We start from the raw sequence: 16,811 nt of genomic DNA on the forward strand, positions 1-16,811 counted from the left end.
AAAATATCAGAATGAGATATCAACTCCGAAGCTGAATGTTCTCGCATTGGGATATGAAGCGGTATAATAGTCCGTTTCAGGATCCAACCCGTCATAAGGAGTGATAATAAAAGCGTTGTTTATACTGGCATGTACGCGAAGGTTGGAAATCACTTTAGTTTTTGCCAACAAGTGTTTGGGCAATGTATATCCTAAAGTAATATTCTGCATACGGATAAACCATGCTTTCTGGTAATAGAAATCACCGGAACTATACGTATTTTCCCATCCCTGAAATGTGCTGGGATTGGTTGTAGACGGATTATCCCAAGTCCAACGATCTTTAACCGAGCGGAGAGCATTCAAGCCATACCGGGCAATACCGTCACCGGAAATTCCATATTCCATTGCGGTAGGATCTTCCATGATACGGTCAAACATTCCATTGAGGTGGAAGCTAAGATCAAAATCTTTGTACTTGAAAGTATTCGTCATTCCTGCCAGCCAACCCGGATCACTGGTTCCTATTAATTCCATATCGGCATCATCAATAATGTTGTCCGGATGCCCCAACAGTTGGAAACGTCCGTTTTCGTCAACCACCGGATCACCATTTGCATCGCGCACATATCCGTTGATATCTTTGATTACCAATTGTCCCGGAAGCAACAAAGGTTGTGCATCGGGCACTTTTTCACCAATTTGCAGAATATGATCGGCACGACGGGAGTAAATGGCTCTGATAGGTGCGTCATATTTTTCATATACGGCTGGTTTCCAGTCTGGGGTACGTTCTTTCCAACGGTCTTTGTACTTTGTAAAAGTAAGATCGGTAGACCAAAAGAAGTCTTTAGTCACAATATTTTTGGTATTCAGAGTTACTTCAATACCGGTGCTCTTCGTCTTTCCAATGTTCGCAATCACCTGCGTTATAGTCTGATAAGAATTTAAGGGTTTATAGTTCAAAAGATCTGAAATAACCTTATAGTAATATTCCACAGAACCACTGATGCGTCCATTAAAGAAGCCGAAATCAAGTCCCGCATTCCATTCGGTCGTTGTTTCCCATTTCAGGTCGGGGTTTTCCAAACGTCCTTGAAACACACCAATTTGCTTAGATTTATCTTCTTTATTATAGGCTTCCTGAGCATAGTAACTTGCAAATGCATTTGTGCTGATATCAGCATTACCGGTTTGCCCCCAGCTAAGTCTCAGTTTTAACATACTCAACCAGTCAGAAACTTTCGCCATAAAATCTTCCTCACTAATGGTCCACCCTAAAGCAACAGAAGGGAAATATCCCCATTTGTGGTTTCTGGCAAATACACTGGCACCGTCAGAGCGCAGAGTAGCTGTCAGTAAATAGCGGTCCTTTAAGATATAGTTGGCACGAAAAAAATAAGAAAGCATCTTATTTTCCGAACTGCCGGAACCTACTATCTTGTTTCCTCCACCGGCTCCCAGATTGTTATAAATAAATCCGTCCGTCAGGAAATTATTGTTTCCTGCATTCACTCCTTCATAATTGAATTGTTCGTAAGAAGTTCCTGCCAACAGATTTATTTTGTGGATTTTTGCAAAAGTTTTCAGATAGGTTGCCGTAGCCTCAAGCAAGTATTGGTTGTTATCCATACCGTATACGCTGGCTACTCCCTGCAGGTTGTATCCATTTAAAGTACTTTTAGGCTGATATGTTTTTCTACTTTGGGCAGCACGGTCTATGCCTGCATTTACACGCAATGTCAGTCCGTCCAAAGGACGTGCTTCGACGAAGATGTTACCCAATACACGGTCCGTATTGCCACGGTCCACGTTATTCAATAAAGAATAAGGATTCGGACGGGTACCAACCAATGGATTGGTAGGGTATTTGCCTGTTTCAGGATCATAAGCCTGTATTTGCGGCCCCATTTCGACGGCCGAACGGATAAGGCCTGAATTTTCCCATTTATCCGAACCGAGTTGTGTATTGTCATTAATAATACGAGTCATCGTCAGGTTTAACCCGGCTTTGAATATATTCAAAAACTCCTGGTCGATATTGGCTTTCATCGTGTAACGGGTCATTCCGGAGTTGCGTATAATACCTTCATGGTTGAAATAGTTGAATGACAACATGTATTGAGTTCCCTTATTTCCACCTTGCAAATTGATGTTGTGTTCCTGAATCAAACCGTTCCGTGTTACCAAATCCAACCAGTCTGTACCCGCTCCCGCATTGGCTATTTCTTGTTCTGTGTACGGACGGTTATATCTGATACCATTGACGGGAGACATTAACGCTTCCTCCAACGTTTTTGTACCCCAGGGAGCTACCTTATTATTCCAGATCCACAATTCCCAACTTGTTTTGTTTTTCTCTTCCATCCATTCCGGTAGAGAAAGTAAGTCATAAGTATCCGAATATTTCTGATAAGAGTAATTATAAGAATAGCTAACTTTCGTTTTTCCTTCTTTTCCACGTTTGGTTGTAATGATTACTACACCGTTGGCTGCACGAGCACCGTAGATAGACGTAGCACTGGCATCTTTCAATACTTCAATAGATTCTACATCGTTAGGATTCAAGAAGTTGAGTACACCTTGTGTTCCCGGATCCATTTTACGGTCTGAAGAAGCAATCTGGTCTAACTTTGCAATTGGAAATCCATCTACGATATACAACGGATCATTGTTTGCATTGATAGAACCGGCTCCACGTACAAGAATATCGAGCCCCCCACCCGGCTGTGCACTATTTTGACGAACATACAAACCAGCCGCTTTTCCTTCCAGGGCATGACCGATAGAAGAAATGCCTGCCAGTCCCATCTCGTCTGCTTTTATTGTAGAAATAGCTCCCGTCAAATCTCTCTTTTTAACAGTACCATAGCCTACAACAACTACATCGTCAAGCATATTTATATCTTCTTTAAGAACTATCCTCTGCCAATTGTTATTCTTTAAAGAGATCTCCTGAGGAATGTAGCCAACATACGTTACAACGATAGCATCACTGTTGTCTGGCAGTACCAACCGATAATTGCCATCACCGTTGGTTATTGTACCAGCCGCTTTTCCCTTGACTTGAATACTAACCCCTATCAGCTGGGTTCCATCTTCTCCTACTACACTTCCCGCTATCTCTTTCGGAAGTGCCTTCCCCCTTTGAAGCTTTGAGTTTTCTTGTTTCTTCAGAAGAATCTTCTTGTTGGCAATTGTATAGGTAATATTTGTACCACTCAATACCTTGTTCAGTACTACTCTTACATCCTGATTCTGTATTTTCACATTTACAAGCCGATTCACATCCACACTTTGTTCTTCAAAGAAAAATTTGTAGTCCGTCTGTTGTTCCACTTGTTTAATAAAAGTAGAAAAAGGCTGGTTGATTAAATCCAGAGTAATTGCTTTTTGGGCGTACACAGGTAAAGATACCCACCCACCAAATAGAAGTAAAAGGCTTAAACAGAGTCTTCGTATGAGGCTCGCTGTCATAAGATGCCCCTTTCGTGCTCTTTTCATACGCGTAAGATTTTAATTGTTTAACTAAGGTTTTATGAAATCTCGTTTATATTATACAAAGAGGCAATCGGAGAAAAAAATACTCATTCTTTTTTTTATGTTATAAAGCATAAAATATTTAGGTTGGGTATCTATGAGAAGATAAAAAACAAATCAGGTCTATGCAGACAATTTTATAATTAAAAAATTCAACCAGACTCTTCTATTGTTAATTATCATTTTATTCTTAATATTGCAATGAGTATTCTAACCATCAACCGTCTCTTTATAAAACAAGAGGCCAAAGCACGAAAAGAAAAGTCATTTCAAAATATATCCCAACTTAAATAATTAACATAATATTATGAAGAAAGCATTTATTAGTATTTTGATCTTATGTTCTGCTGTTTCTGCCATAGCACAGCAGTATGAAACAGCCGTAGCACCATTGAAAGGTGAAAAATGGTGGGGTGGTTTGGTTGCGCTGGGTAGCCACATGCCTTTTACTTCAACAACAGAATGGTACGATTTGAGTAAAAAGAACCTGAACAACCAGATTGTTCCGCTGATATTATCTTCCGAGGGCCGTTATATCTGGAGCGAACAGCCTTTCCGCTTCCGATTGCAAAATGACACACTACTTCTCAGTTCTGATTATGAAAAACTAAATGCTGTTTCTGCCGGAAAGACACTAAAGGATGCTTATCTGAGTGCTTCGGCTCAACACTTTCCACCTTCCCAGAAAATACCGGAAGAAAGATTCTTCTCCAAACCGCAGTATAATACATGGATTGAGTTGATGTACAACCAGAATCAGATTGACATAGAAAAATATGCCCAAGATATATTGGCTAATGACTTTCCGACAGGTATCTTTATGATAGATGATAACTGGCAGAAATATTATGGTAATTTTGAATTTAAGCCAGAAAAGTTTCCGGATGCAACAGGAATGATCAACCGTCTGCATAAACAAGGATTCAAGGTAATGTTATGGATAGCACCCTTTGTCTCTGCAGATAGTCCCGAGTATCGTTTGTTGGCAAAAAAAGGGTATTTGGTAAAGGAAAAAGACGGTATCACACCGGCTATGATACATTGGTGGAATGGCGTAAGTGCTTGTTATGATATGACAAATCCGGAGGCAGCTTCTTATCTGGAAGAACAGTTGCTTACTGCCCAAAGAAAATACGGAATTGACGGTTATAAATTTGATGCAGGTGATGTAAACCATTTTACAGGCGAATATGCCTTTCATGATCCGACTGCCAATGCATGTACTTTTTCTCAAAAATGGGCGGAACTGGGATTAAAGTTTCCGTATAATGAATTCCGTACTTCATTCAAGTTGGGTGGTCAGGCAATAGTACAGCGTTTGGGTGATAAATCTTATTCCTGGCAAGCTTCCTCGTTGTTAATTCCTGATATGATAGCGGCTGGCTTATTAGGGCATGCTTATACCTGTCCTGATATGATCGGTGGTGGAGAGTTCGGTTCATTTTTGAATATTGATACCGATAAATTCGATCAGGAATTGATTGTGCGTTCTTGTCAGATTCATGCATTCATGCCAATGATGCAGTTCTCAGTAGCTCCCTGGCGCATTCTTGACAAGAGACATTTGGATATATGTCGTAAATTTGCTCAATTCCATGAACAGATGGGAAGTTATATTTTGCAAGTAGCTATACATGCTTCTCAGACAGGCGAACCCATTGTGCAACATCTGGAATATGCATTTCCGCATCAGGGATTTGCCGATTGTCATGATCAGTTCATGTTAGGCGATAAATATATGGTAGCTCCTATGATAACAAAAGGAACTCATAGGACTGTAAAACTACCTAAGGGTGAATGGCGTGATGATATGGGTAAAAAGTTCAAAGGTCCGAAAACAATTGAAATAGAAGTCCCATTAGAACGTCTGCCTTATTTCGAACGTATTAAATAATACATTTTTATGTGCATTCACCCGAATTGCCCCCACTAAGTAATACAAGCGATATGATTGTTAGCGGATTCAACTTAATGGGGGCACTTCAATAAAACAAACTATCTTTTCCATCCGATTCATTGATTTATGTCAACTGATTTTGTATTTTTGCAAATATTATCAATTACTACTTATCAGAACACGTTATGGATCTATTAAAAGAAACAGTAGATGCTGTTGTAAATTCCCGATTTCCGGAAATGAGTAAAGAGGGGCGCGAACTGTTGGCAGAAGTCCTGATACGCAAAGAAAGTAATAAGGGAGAAATTGTGCTAAATGAAGGGCAGGTTTCGCATGATTTAATCTTCGTCGGAAAAGGGATGCTTCGCCAGTTCTATTACAAAAACGGAAAAGATGTTACTGAGCATTTTTCGTACGAAGGCTGCATCGTAATGTGTATTGAGAGTCTGCTAAAACAAGAACCTACCCGATTGATAGTAGAGGCACTGGAACAATCTACCCTCTTCCTCTTTCCCTACAATGCGTTGCAAAGATTGGTAGAAACATCACCGGAAATCAATATGTTCTATCGAAAGATACTGGAATATTCGCTTATCGTTTCACAGGTAAAGGCAGATTCCTGGCGCTTTGAAACAGCACATGAACGCTATAACCTGTTACTCGAGCATCATCCGGAAATTATCAAACGGGCACCACTATCGCACATAGCCTCCTATTTGTTGATGACACCCGAGACACTAAGCCGGGTACGGTCGGGAGTATTATAAAAATCCTCCCTTAACTTCGTCTGTACTCTTTGGGAGACATCCCAACGTAGTGCTTAAAGTACTTGCCAAAGAAAGACTGATTGGCAAAATGAAGATATTCGGCTATCTCCTGCACACTCATTTCAGAGGATTTAAGTAAAGCGCGTGCTTCAAGAATCACAAAATTATCAATCCATTCACCAGCCGTTTTACCACTCACTTCTTTCACTACTCCGGAAAGATGTTTAGGAGTAAGACACAACTTATTGGCATAGAATATTACAGAACGTTCCATTTTGTAACAAGCAGACACTTCACGCATAAATTTCTCAAAGAGTTCTTCCTTACGCGTCTTGGGACGAATCTCATCAACAGGCATATGTTTGCGACAAAAGTTATAAACATCATAAAACATAGCCGAAAGGATACCTTTGGCTATCTCCTTACGGAATGCATTATCTTTCATTTTCACTTTCTTCCACAAGAAAGAGTGATATTCCAACATGCAATCCTGCTCGGTTTTACTCAAAGGTATACAGGGATGCTCTTTGATATAAAACATAAAAGAAAGCAACTCTTTCATCTGCGTAAAAGTCCGGTCTATAAACTGAGGAGAAACAGCGATATAAATAGCACTGAAATCGTCGCTGACACCCAAGCTTTGGATTATCTGGTCAGGAAGAGTCATCAGCAAAGTTCCGGCAGTTACTTCAAACTCTCTCAGATTAACTCCTACCTTTCCCGACCCAGTAAGGCAAACGGCTATCACAGCAGCATTAATACGGTTAGGAAACTCATCCATAGGAACATCCGAAACATCATCGAATATGGCAAAATCATTGTCTATAAAATCTATCCTCCGTAATCCCTGTACAGAGGCTATATTCACTTGTGGAATTACTTCATTCTCCATTTTATCGTATCTTTTTCGCAAATATATATATTATTTCCATTTATAATAACCTATATCTCAAATAAAGCGAAAAATAGAACAATTATAAATCAAAAAAATGCCATACGTTTTATTTCGCATGGCATTCATTCTGCATTTACAGACAAGTACAATCAGTTCATAATCTTAATACCGATAAAATAAGTTCTGGGCTGTGTAGGACCATAGAAATAACCCGAATCACGAAATTCTCCTTTATCAAGATCTTTCTGAAAACTATTGAATATGTTTTGTACACCACCATTCAGTTGCAGTTTGATATGATCGTGTAGTATAAAAGTATAGTTCAGTTTCAGATTAAGATCGAAAAATTGAGGAGTATGTTCCATACGATCTTCGGGGATATAACCCGCCATATGGGGTACAATCATCTTTCCGGTATAGGTACCCGACAGAGAAAAATCAAAGTGTTCCGTAGGTGCAGAGGTAAAAGTAAAGTATCCGTAATAATCGGGAGTACGGGGCATACGCCGGGTAGTCAGTGCAGGTATCCCCTCTTCTTCTACTGCGTCACGCCATACCACATCATGAGTATAACGACTACGTTGCGCTGTAAAGCCTAACTGGAATTGAACTTCACGCCCATGAGCAATCTTCGCATCAAGATTTGCGCCATAAACACGTGCACCATGAGCATTACGACGTTCTTTTATCATATCTCCGTTTTCATCTTCACCAATATTCACCAATGTAAACACATGACGCAGATCGGTGTAGAAACCTTCTAACAATATATTTGCCAGCCAATGTCCAATAGGCAATGTCCAGTCCACAGAGCCGCTGTAACTATTAGAACGTTCCTCACGCAAATTGTCTGCCAGCTTAATCTGAATACCTTCACCTCCTACGGCTGTCACATGAAGATCTTCGTCATAAGCCTGTGGAGCACGAAAACCGGTAGAATATGTGAGGCGTGCCTGAAGATTATCCATCGGCTTATAAAGCAGATTGACACGAGGACTGAAAATCAGTTTATCAATCAGGTTGTGCTTATCCATACGCAAACCAACGAGCATCGTGAGCTGTCTCATACGCCACTCGTTCTGAACAAAAGTACCGGCTATGCGTACATTTTGTTTCATGTCACGGTGATACCCGGTCATGACATCATGCAAGGCATTATCCTGATATTCAAAACCACCGGTAAAAGTGGCCGGAGCAAAAAGGCAATTATTCATCTGCCCCACATACATGCCACCCAGTACCCAGGTAAGATCATCTGTTTTACCATACGCTTTGAGATTCTTCTGAGCACCATAATAGCTGTTACGATCCGTATGCTGGATAGAACCGTATAAAGACATTTTATGTTTTGCTTCATTCCAATAGTGATCATAGCTCAATCCGCCACTATTAATAATATGTTTAGTCTGCTCAGTTATATCGGTTTCATGTGGTTGAAGGTTAAATTTGTTTCCGCCACGGCGAAACTCATTGGTAGTGTGATATTCAATATTGATACGACTATTGTATGAAGGACGATAGTAAGCACGGAGTCCAAAGGTATTCATATTCAGTTTGCCCAATTCGGAAAAGCCGTCACCATCGGCATCATAAGGGTTGCGGTTACGATACGTCTCGTACAAAGCAATGCCATACGTATTATCTTTGGCAACGAGCGAAACATTCCCACCCATATATTGTTCCCAAGATTTACCATTCATATTTGACATCATGCTGGATACCTGAAAAGAATTACTGACTGGATCTTTCGTAATAATATTGATAGTACCTCCTACGGCATTAGCACCAAATAAAGCAGATCCACCACCACGCACTATCTCTACACGTTCTACCATATTCACCGGAATCTGTTCCAGCCCGTATACCCCGGAAAGGGCACTAATAACCGGACGGCTATTTATCAGGATCTGGGAGTACGGACCTTCCAAACCATTGATACGTACCTGTGGGAAGCCACAATTCTGACAGTTATTCTCTACACGAAGCCCCGACTGATAATTTAGTGACTTAGCAAGATCGGTAGAGTTTACCGTTTCAAATAGCTTTGCACTCATCACATTAACTACCACAGGAGCTTCCCGGCGGCTAACCTCATTACGATTGGCAGAAACCACTACTTCATCAGTCATGAAGCTCTCTTCCTCCAATTGGAAATGAAGAACAGCCGTAAAGTCTTTACTCACTGTCACTGTCTTCTCCTGGTTTTTATAGCCCATGGCTTGTACCCGCAGCGTATATTTACCCGGAGCAAGGTTACGAAACTCAAACTGCCCCTCATCATTAGAAACAGCACCGGACGTACGGAGCTTTTCGGGAACAGCACCATCATTATAACTAACCACACGTACAGTGGCATATGGAACATTCTCTTCGGTTCCTTTCACAATAACGTGACCGGAAATCATATTGCCCTCCTTGATAGGATTGACAGCATAAGTAATCATGCTTAGGCATAGAAGCATAAGCAGGATGATATTTTTTTTCATTCTGAAATTACAATATTATATATAGTGAACAAAGAAAAAAAGAATAATAATTCAATAATCAACAACAGGAATACATGTAACGTATCTGCTACAACAAACTATTAAATTATCATTTTCAAGCCCGTATTGCAGGCGGGGCACGAAGAGAAAGTACCCGCAAATGCATTCCTGACACAACAGGAATCTCCGGCTGTACTTCCACATAGAAAAGTAACGGACATACAGGATCTATTACATTGACCGGTATATCAGCTTCCAACGAATGGAAAGAAGACAAGCGGTCAATTACAACAATCTCGGTTTTAGTGTGGGTGTGTTTGCCATGACTGGGGTGAGAGTGAACTATCATGACACCATTGACGTAGTGTACATGGGTAAACATCGTAATGCCTGCCTGATACACGGTAAATAGCGTCAGCAACAGAAGGGATGATAGAACTCTTTTTACACGTCTCACCTGTTATAGTCTCTTTATTTTAAAATTGAGGTGCAAAGTTAAGCATTATCTCAAAGATTTTTAAATAAAAAGAGGATGTATTTAACAAATTACCTACAAATAGGTACAAAGTTCTTCGAGATACTTCCTATCCGTTTCATCAAAAGTACTCAGCTGTTCACTATCAATATCGAGTACTCCCCACACCTCACCATCTTTTAGCAACGGCACTACAATTTCCGAACGAGACAGAGAGCTACAGGCTATATGTCCCGGAAAAGCATCTACATCAGGTACAATCAGTGTCTGCTTCTCCTGCCAGGCAGTACCACAAACCCCTCTCCCCTTACGAATGCGTGTACAAGCAATAGGTCCCTGAAAAGGAGCAAGTACCAACTCATTCTCCTTAACCAGATAAAACCCAACCCAGAAGAAGCGAAACGCCTCTTTCAAAGCAGCAGTAACATTAGCCAAGTTGGCTATTAAATCAATCTCTCCTTCAACAAGAGACTTTATTTGTGGCAACAAAGAAGAATATTGCTCTTCTTTACTACCGGATATAAGAATTAAATTTTCAGACACGGCGAGAATAATTAGTGAGTAGTGAGTAGTGATAAGTGAGCAGGTGAGTAGTGATTAACAACTACACTATAGTCCGCATGGAACTAATCACTTATCACTAATCACTTACCACTATTTAAACAGTTTTTCATAATCTCTCTCTGCAGCCGGCACCGTCCAATCTTCTGGAATAAACTTCCACTGATTCAAAGCACGAGGATCGAGCGTACCTTTCTTCTCAATGTAACTCATCAGATAATAGCGCAAATCTTTATCTGTGGAAAAGATAATACGATCTTTCAACTCATTCTGAGGGATACCTGCACCTTTTGTCAACAGTTCACCTCCTCCATTGCCACGATAGGAGTTGAGAGCAACCTTATAAATCTTATCCATGCTGAAAGGAGTACCGTCCGCCATACTGATAATCGTCACTTTTTCCCCTTGGGGTTTCGTAACATCTACTGTATAAATGATGCCCGCAGCAGAATCAAAATTAAAGCTGAAGTTCTGAAACGAAGCACGATCTTCTGCCCCTTCACGACGTTTCTTCTTAAACCACAACAAATGATCATCGGGAGATTTCATCTGATTAGTCCACATATAATAAGAAGCTTCAAGAACGTCTTTTATCTCCCTGCCAGAAAGTGTCATCACATAAAGCATATTCTCATACTTATATAAATTGAACATATCGCTGACATGAATATCGCCCTTTTTAATCTCGGCATCAAATGACAACGGAGCAGTAAAAGAAATATCAGCACCGGATATATCAAGTTGCAGGGAATGAATAAAATCAATAAAAGCCGAAGGACCAAAATAGGCCGGACGGGTAGATATATCTTCAGTAAAAGTACCTATCTTTTTTGACACAAACAGCTTTACTGCATTATACTGAGGGGTAAATTCTTTTATAAAATCCTCACTGATACCATAATCCTCTGTGGGAGTAAGTACTCCTTCAATCTGCTTGCTCTGCACTTTACCATCTTTCAGTTTTACCGTCACATCCACATTGGAAACTACAATTCCATTACTGGCCGGATCAATAACCAATACAGAATCACCCGCAACGTTCACAATCTTTTTACACTCACGGGCATGATCATGCCCCATCAGTACAATATCAAAACCGGGAACATTTTTTGCCACATTCAGTGATGCATTCTCATTATATTTACCAGACATACGAAAAGCATCCTGCCCGGCATGGAAAAGTCCGACTACAATATCCGGATTCTCTTTCTCACGGATAATCTTCATCCATTTCTGTGCCGTTTGCTCCATATCATCAAAGCGAAGTCCCTGCCACAGATTTTCTGAAAGCCACGCAGGAATAGCAGGAGTAATCATGCCCAATACTACTATTTTAACTCCGTCCCGTTCTAATACTTTATAAGGTTTCAGATGAGTTTCACCAGTGGCAGTATCAATAATGTTTGCACCAAGCACAGGAAAATTGCATTCGCCAATCCAACGATCAAAAACGCCGCGACCGGTTTCTACATCATGATTTCCCATGTTACCGGCATCATACTTCATATAGTTCATCATCTCGGCACAGAGATGAGGAGAAACCGTATCTATATAATTATAATAATAAGCGGTAGGCTGGCCTTGCAATATATCACCGTTATCAAGCAGAATAAGATTATCTTTGTAAGTCTCACGCTCCTTCTGCACCAATGCATAAATACGCGCCAGACTTCCTCCCCATTCTTTTTGGGTAATGAAATTATAGGGATAATAATTACCATGTACATCACTGGTCTGTACAATTTTCAATTTCACCTTACGCTCTTGTGCCGGCAACGCCAACATAAAGCATAACAGTAAGGTACAAATAGAAATAAATCTTTTCATAAGATTATAATGTTATAGGGTTATAAAGTTGTAATGTTATAAAGTTGTTGTAAGTTATAATGTTATAATTGAGATTGACGTTATTGACTTTAAAAGAGTTATGTGGTCATCACATTATACAACTCTTTATAACCCTATAACTTCTTCCTATATAACCGGCATTGAAAAAACAAAACGGGCTCCTTCGATATAGTCCGGATCCACCCATATCTCACCACCCCATTTCTCAACAGTGAGCTTACAGATGGACAATCCCAATCCTGTCCCTTGTGCATATTCGTCTAATTTTTCAAAGCGTTCAAATACTAACTTTTGTTTCTCCTTTGGAATGCCGCAACCAGTATCAGTCACAGAAAAAAAGGCTAACTTCCGCCCTTCATCCACCGAAAAGTCCAAAGTAATAACACCATCTTGTGTAAATTTAGCAGAGTTGGAAAGCAGATTAATAATAACTTGCTGCAATCGCTGTACGTCCGTATTGATTACAAAATCCTCATGCTTACTGGTAAACACAAATTTATTATTGGATTTACGGGAAAAATCTACAGAAGTTAACACCTGTCGGCACAGCTGAACTACATCACAAGGTTCTTTTGTCATCCTCACCCTGTCTGCATCAAGCCGAGAGAGATCGAGTATATCATTTATTAATCGAAGTAACAGGTCTGAATTGGATTTAATGATTTCCGAATACCCCTTTCTATCTTCGTCGGAACTTCCTTCGGCAGTCAACACATCCGAAAAGCCCACAATAGCATTCAGCGGAGTACGTATCTCATGGCTCATATTGGCCAAGAAGGCACTCTTCAGCCGATTGGATTCTTCAGCACGATCTTTGGCTTCACGCAAATCTACTTCCGACCGTTGCAAGTCATCCTTCAAACGTTTTGTTCTAAAATAGAAAAAGAGTGAAATGATCAGTCCACCTACTAATATTACAAATATGCTGATTGCTGCCCATATCTGATACATATATAGCTGATAGAAAGATACAGGTTTGCCAACTATTTCCACATGAAAAGGCAAAGATTTTATATCCAATTTCAAATCTTTCACTTTCTTATAGTCAAGTACAGCCTTACTGCCTACTATCTCTACATGACTGACCGTATCTTTCGGATTATCAAGCAGACGAATGGCTTCACGAGCCATTTCACGACCAAAAGGCCGATAAGCAGGAATTACTCCACCAACAGCCCAATAACCCAGTCCAATAGAAGCCGGAGTAAAAGCGGGTACCGTAGGATTAGCCTCCATCATCATATAAGTGGCATTACGCATAAAATAGCTTTCATTCATATCCACACGCCACGTACCCACCATGACCGCCGTATTTTCAGGCAACTTCTGGAACTTGTCCAAAATAGTATAAATTGTATTAGAACGTCCGTCCAATAATATCAAATCCATTTCCGGGAACTTCTTCATTTCTTCCCTCACAAGTGCCTGCATGGCAACTCCTCCATATGTATTATCAGAGATAAAAGCGATATGGCGCGTATCGGGATAGAGGTGTTTAAGCAATTGTATATTACCCTCAATATCATATTCATAAACAAAGCCTGCTCTCACTTTATGGTGCCCAAGATCATCAGAAACAAAATCTACAGATTCAGGCATCCATTCTTTCAGATTAATTGTATCTTCCGGTAAAATCACCGCATTCCGACTGGTCAAGCTACACATTACCGGTATTTGTGCCACCAATGAATCTTCCTGTGACAAATAAGATGCCCATGCCTCCTGCCCTAACAAAATAATAAGCTCCGGTCGTTGAGTTTCCGTATATTTAGAAAGAATCTGCTGCATCATTCCCTTCCATTGAGGAGCCTCCGAAAAGCTTTTGCAGTTCATATTCTCAATCTCAATATTATACTTACCACCGCATCTTGTATATTCATCCATGAAATCGGAGATGGTTACCGAAGTCTGATGAGCAGCCGGATTATAAGAGCAAATAATCAGAATAGACCGGGTATCCTGAGCTGCATAGCCCACCACTGGCCAAAGAAAAACAATGGGAAGGAGGAAGGAAAAGACATATCGGATATATGGCAACATATTTATATATACGCGTTTTTTTGTTGCCGCAAATATACTAAAAGTTGGCAATTAATAGGAGATTAATATGTACATTTGTCAGCGAATCATTATAAAAACATTTATGGAATTATTTCACAAGATGATTTCTGCTGCTTTGAATATATCAGAGAAGCAGGTCAGTAACACTTTGAATCTACTAAAAGACGGCGCTACCATTCCTTTTATCAGCCGTTATCGTAAAGAAGCTACAGGAGGCCTGGATGAGGTACAGGTAGAAAACATAAAAACCCAGTACGACAAACTCTGTGAGATAGTCAAGCGTAAAGAAACCATTCTCACCACTATCAACGAACAGGGTAAACTGACTGCCGAACTGCAAAAACGTATTGAAAGCACCTGGGATACTACTGAATTGGAAGACATCTACCTCCCCTATAAGCCCAAACGTAAAACCAGAGCGGAAGCCGCTCGCCAAAAAGGGCTTGAACCCCTTGCAATGGTATTGATGCTACAACGCGAAAATAATCTTGATGTTAAAGCTGCCACCTTTGTAAAAGGAGACGTGAAAGATGTGGAAGATGCTCTGAAAGGTGCGCGCGATATTATAGCCGAACAGGTTAATGAAGACGAACGTGCCCGTAATGCCATACGTAACCAATTCAATCGTCAGGCTATAATCAGTGCCAAAGTGGTGAAAGGTAAAGAAGAGGAAGCTGCAAAATACCGCGACTACTTTGATTTTTCCGAACCATTAAAGCGTTGCACTTCGCATCGATTATTAGCCATCCGCCGTGCCGAAGCAGAAGGTTTGCTAAAGGTATCTATTACCCCGGATGACGAGGAATGCATCGAGAGGCTCGAACGCCAGTTCGTTCGTAGCAATAACGAATGCGCCCGACAAGTAGCAGAAGCGGTACAGGACTCATACAAACGACTGCTAAAGCCCTCTATCGAAACCGAATTTGCCACTATGACAAAGGAGAAAGCCGACGAAGAAGCGATCCGTGTATTTGCCGAGAATCTTCGCCAATTGCTCCTTGCCCCGCCATTGGGGCAGAAACGGGTATTGGGTATAGATCCCGGATTCCGTACAGGATGTAAGGTAGTATGTATGGATGCACAGGGCAATCTGCTGCATAATGAAAATATCTATCCTCATCCACCGGTAGATAAGAAGAAAGAGGCCGCAGCCAAGCTACGTAAAATGGTAGAAGCCTATCAAATAGATGCCATCGCCATCGGAAACGGTACAGCCAGCCGGGAAACGGAATTCTTTGTTACCACCCAGCAATTCGACCGTCCCTTACAGGTATTTGTTGTCAGTGAGCAAGGTGCTTCCATCTATTCAGCTTCTAAAATAGCCCGTGATGAGTTCCCCGAATATGACGTAACCGTACGTGGTGCCGTTTCAATAGGACGCCGATTAATGGATCCGCTTGCCGAACTGGTAAAAATTGATCCGAAATCCATCGGTGTGGGACAGTATCAGCACGATGTAGACCAAACCAAACTAAAAAAGGCACTTGATCAGACAGTAGAGAATTGCGTAAACCTGGTAGGCGTTAACCTCAATACAGCCAGTAGTCATCTGTTGACCTATATCTCCGGATTAGGACCACAGTTGGCACAAAATATAGTAAACTATCGTGCCGAAAACGGTGCTTTCGATTCACGTAAAGCATTAATGAAAGTTCCCCGCATGGGTGCAAAAGCATTTGAGCAATGTGCCGGCTTCCTTCGTATTCCACAAGCCAAGAACCCTTTGGACAATACAGCCGTACATCCCGAAAGTTATTGCATCGTAGAGCAAATGGCTAAAGATATGAAATGTAGTGTTGCTGAATTGATTACTAATAAAGAGTTACGTAGCAAAATCAATGTATCAGCTTACGTCACTCCAACAGTGGGTATGCCTACTCTACAAGACATCATGCAGGAGCTTGAAAAGCCGGGACGTGATCCACGCCAGACGATCAAAGCTTTTGAATTTGATAAGAATGTACGTACCATCAATGACCTCCGTGAAGGAATGATACTTCCGGGAATTGTTGGTAATATTACCAACTTTGGCGCCTTTGTAGATATAGGTATCAAAGAGAACGGACTGGTGCACCTCTCGCAATTAGCCGAACGTTTCATTTCCGATCCCACCGAAGTAGTATCTATTCATCAGCAAGTTATGGTGAAAGTTATGAGCGTAGATAATGAGCGAAAACGCATACAATTAACGATGATTGGTGTAGAGCAAAGCTAACGCAAATATCTTGATTATCTTAAAACAAAAATCGCCCGATTCACTCCTAAGAATGAACCGGGCGATCTCTTATTTATATCTATTTGT

The 16,811-nt window shown here is 40.8% G+C and carries 10 protein-coding genes; 3 read left to right on the plus strand and 7 right to left on the minus strand.

What is annotated here, in order from left to right:
• Positions 1 to 6 precede the first annotated feature (6 nt).
• Complete coding sequence (locus tag ACESQI_RS05810) at positions 7 to 3,483, minus strand: TonB-dependent receptor (RefSeq protein WP_195660031.1); 3,477 nt, start codon at positions 3,481 to 3,483, stop codon at positions 7 to 9.
• Between the two features lie 343 nt (positions 3,484 to 3,826).
• Here ACESQI_RS05810 and ACESQI_RS05815 point away from each other — a divergent pair, with 343 nt between their 5' ends.
• Together ACESQI_RS05815 and ACESQI_RS05820 are read left to right on the plus strand one after the other, a co-directional pair.
• Complete coding sequence (locus ACESQI_RS05815; protein WP_373125556.1) at positions 3,827 to 5,413, plus strand: glycoside hydrolase family 31 protein; 1,587 nt, start codon at positions 3,827 to 3,829, stop codon at positions 5,411 to 5,413.
• A 188-nt stretch (positions 5,414 to 5,601) separates the two neighbouring features.
• Complete coding sequence (locus tag ACESQI_RS05820; protein ID WP_195660029.1) at positions 5,602 to 6,183, plus strand: Crp/Fnr family transcriptional regulator; 582 nt, start codon at positions 5,602 to 5,604, stop codon at positions 6,181 to 6,183.
• A gap of 10 nt (positions 6,184 to 6,193) precedes the next feature.
• Here the strand turns inward: ACESQI_RS05820 and ACESQI_RS05825 are convergent, their stop codons facing one another.
• The 6 genes from ACESQI_RS05825 to ACESQI_RS05850 form a co-directional block, all read right to left on the minus strand.
• The gene (locus tag ACESQI_RS05825) at positions 6,194 to 7,075 is read right to left on the minus strand and encodes an AraC family transcriptional regulator (protein ID WP_002560786.1); all 882 of its coding nucleotides are present in this window, start codon (positions 7,073 to 7,075) and stop codon (positions 6,194 to 6,196) included.
• 152 nt (positions 7,076 to 7,227) lie between these two features.
• Positions 7,228 to 9,564 carry a TonB-dependent receptor gene (locus ACESQI_RS05830; protein WP_195660028.1) on the minus strand — a complete coding sequence of 779 codons (2,337 nt, stop codon included), beginning with the start codon at positions 9,562 to 9,564 and terminating at the stop codon, positions 7,228 to 7,230.
• A 115-nt stretch (positions 9,565 to 9,679) separates the two neighbouring features.
• Positions 9,680 to 10,021, minus strand: a complete 342-nt coding sequence (locus ACESQI_RS05835; RefSeq protein WP_195661377.1) for a hypothetical protein — start codon at positions 10,019 to 10,021, stop codon at positions 9,680 to 9,682.
• A gap of 93 nt (positions 10,022 to 10,114) precedes the next feature.
• The gene (locus ACESQI_RS05840; RefSeq protein WP_195661378.1) at positions 10,115 to 10,582 is read right to left on the minus strand and encodes a GAF domain-containing protein; all 468 of its coding nucleotides are present in this window, start codon (positions 10,580 to 10,582) and stop codon (positions 10,115 to 10,117) included.
• A 111-nt stretch (positions 10,583 to 10,693) separates the two neighbouring features.
• A complete protein-coding gene (locus ACESQI_RS05845; protein WP_195661379.1) occupies positions 10,694 to 12,427 on the minus strand; it encodes a bifunctional UDP-sugar hydrolase/5'-nucleotidase in 1,734 nt (577 codons plus the stop codon).
• A gap of 147 nt (positions 12,428 to 12,574) precedes the next feature.
• Positions 12,575 to 14,488, minus strand: coding sequence for a HAMP domain-containing sensor histidine kinase (locus tag ACESQI_RS05850; RefSeq protein WP_195661380.1), 1,914 nt, complete (start codon positions 14,486 to 14,488; stop codon positions 12,575 to 12,577).
• 103 nt (positions 14,489 to 14,591) lie between these two features.
• Here ACESQI_RS05850 and ACESQI_RS05855 point away from each other — a divergent pair, with 103 nt between their 5' ends.
• A complete protein-coding gene (locus tag ACESQI_RS05855; protein WP_195571905.1) occupies positions 14,592 to 16,724 on the plus strand; it encodes a Tex family protein in 2,133 nt (710 codons plus the stop codon).
• Positions 16,725 to 16,811: the final 87 nt, after the last annotated feature.

The organism is Bacteroides sp. HPS0048 (assembly GCF_964240755.1).
GTDB classification, from domain to species: Bacteria; Bacteroidota; Bacteroidia; order Bacteroidales; family Bacteroidaceae; genus Bacteroides; species Bacteroides nordii.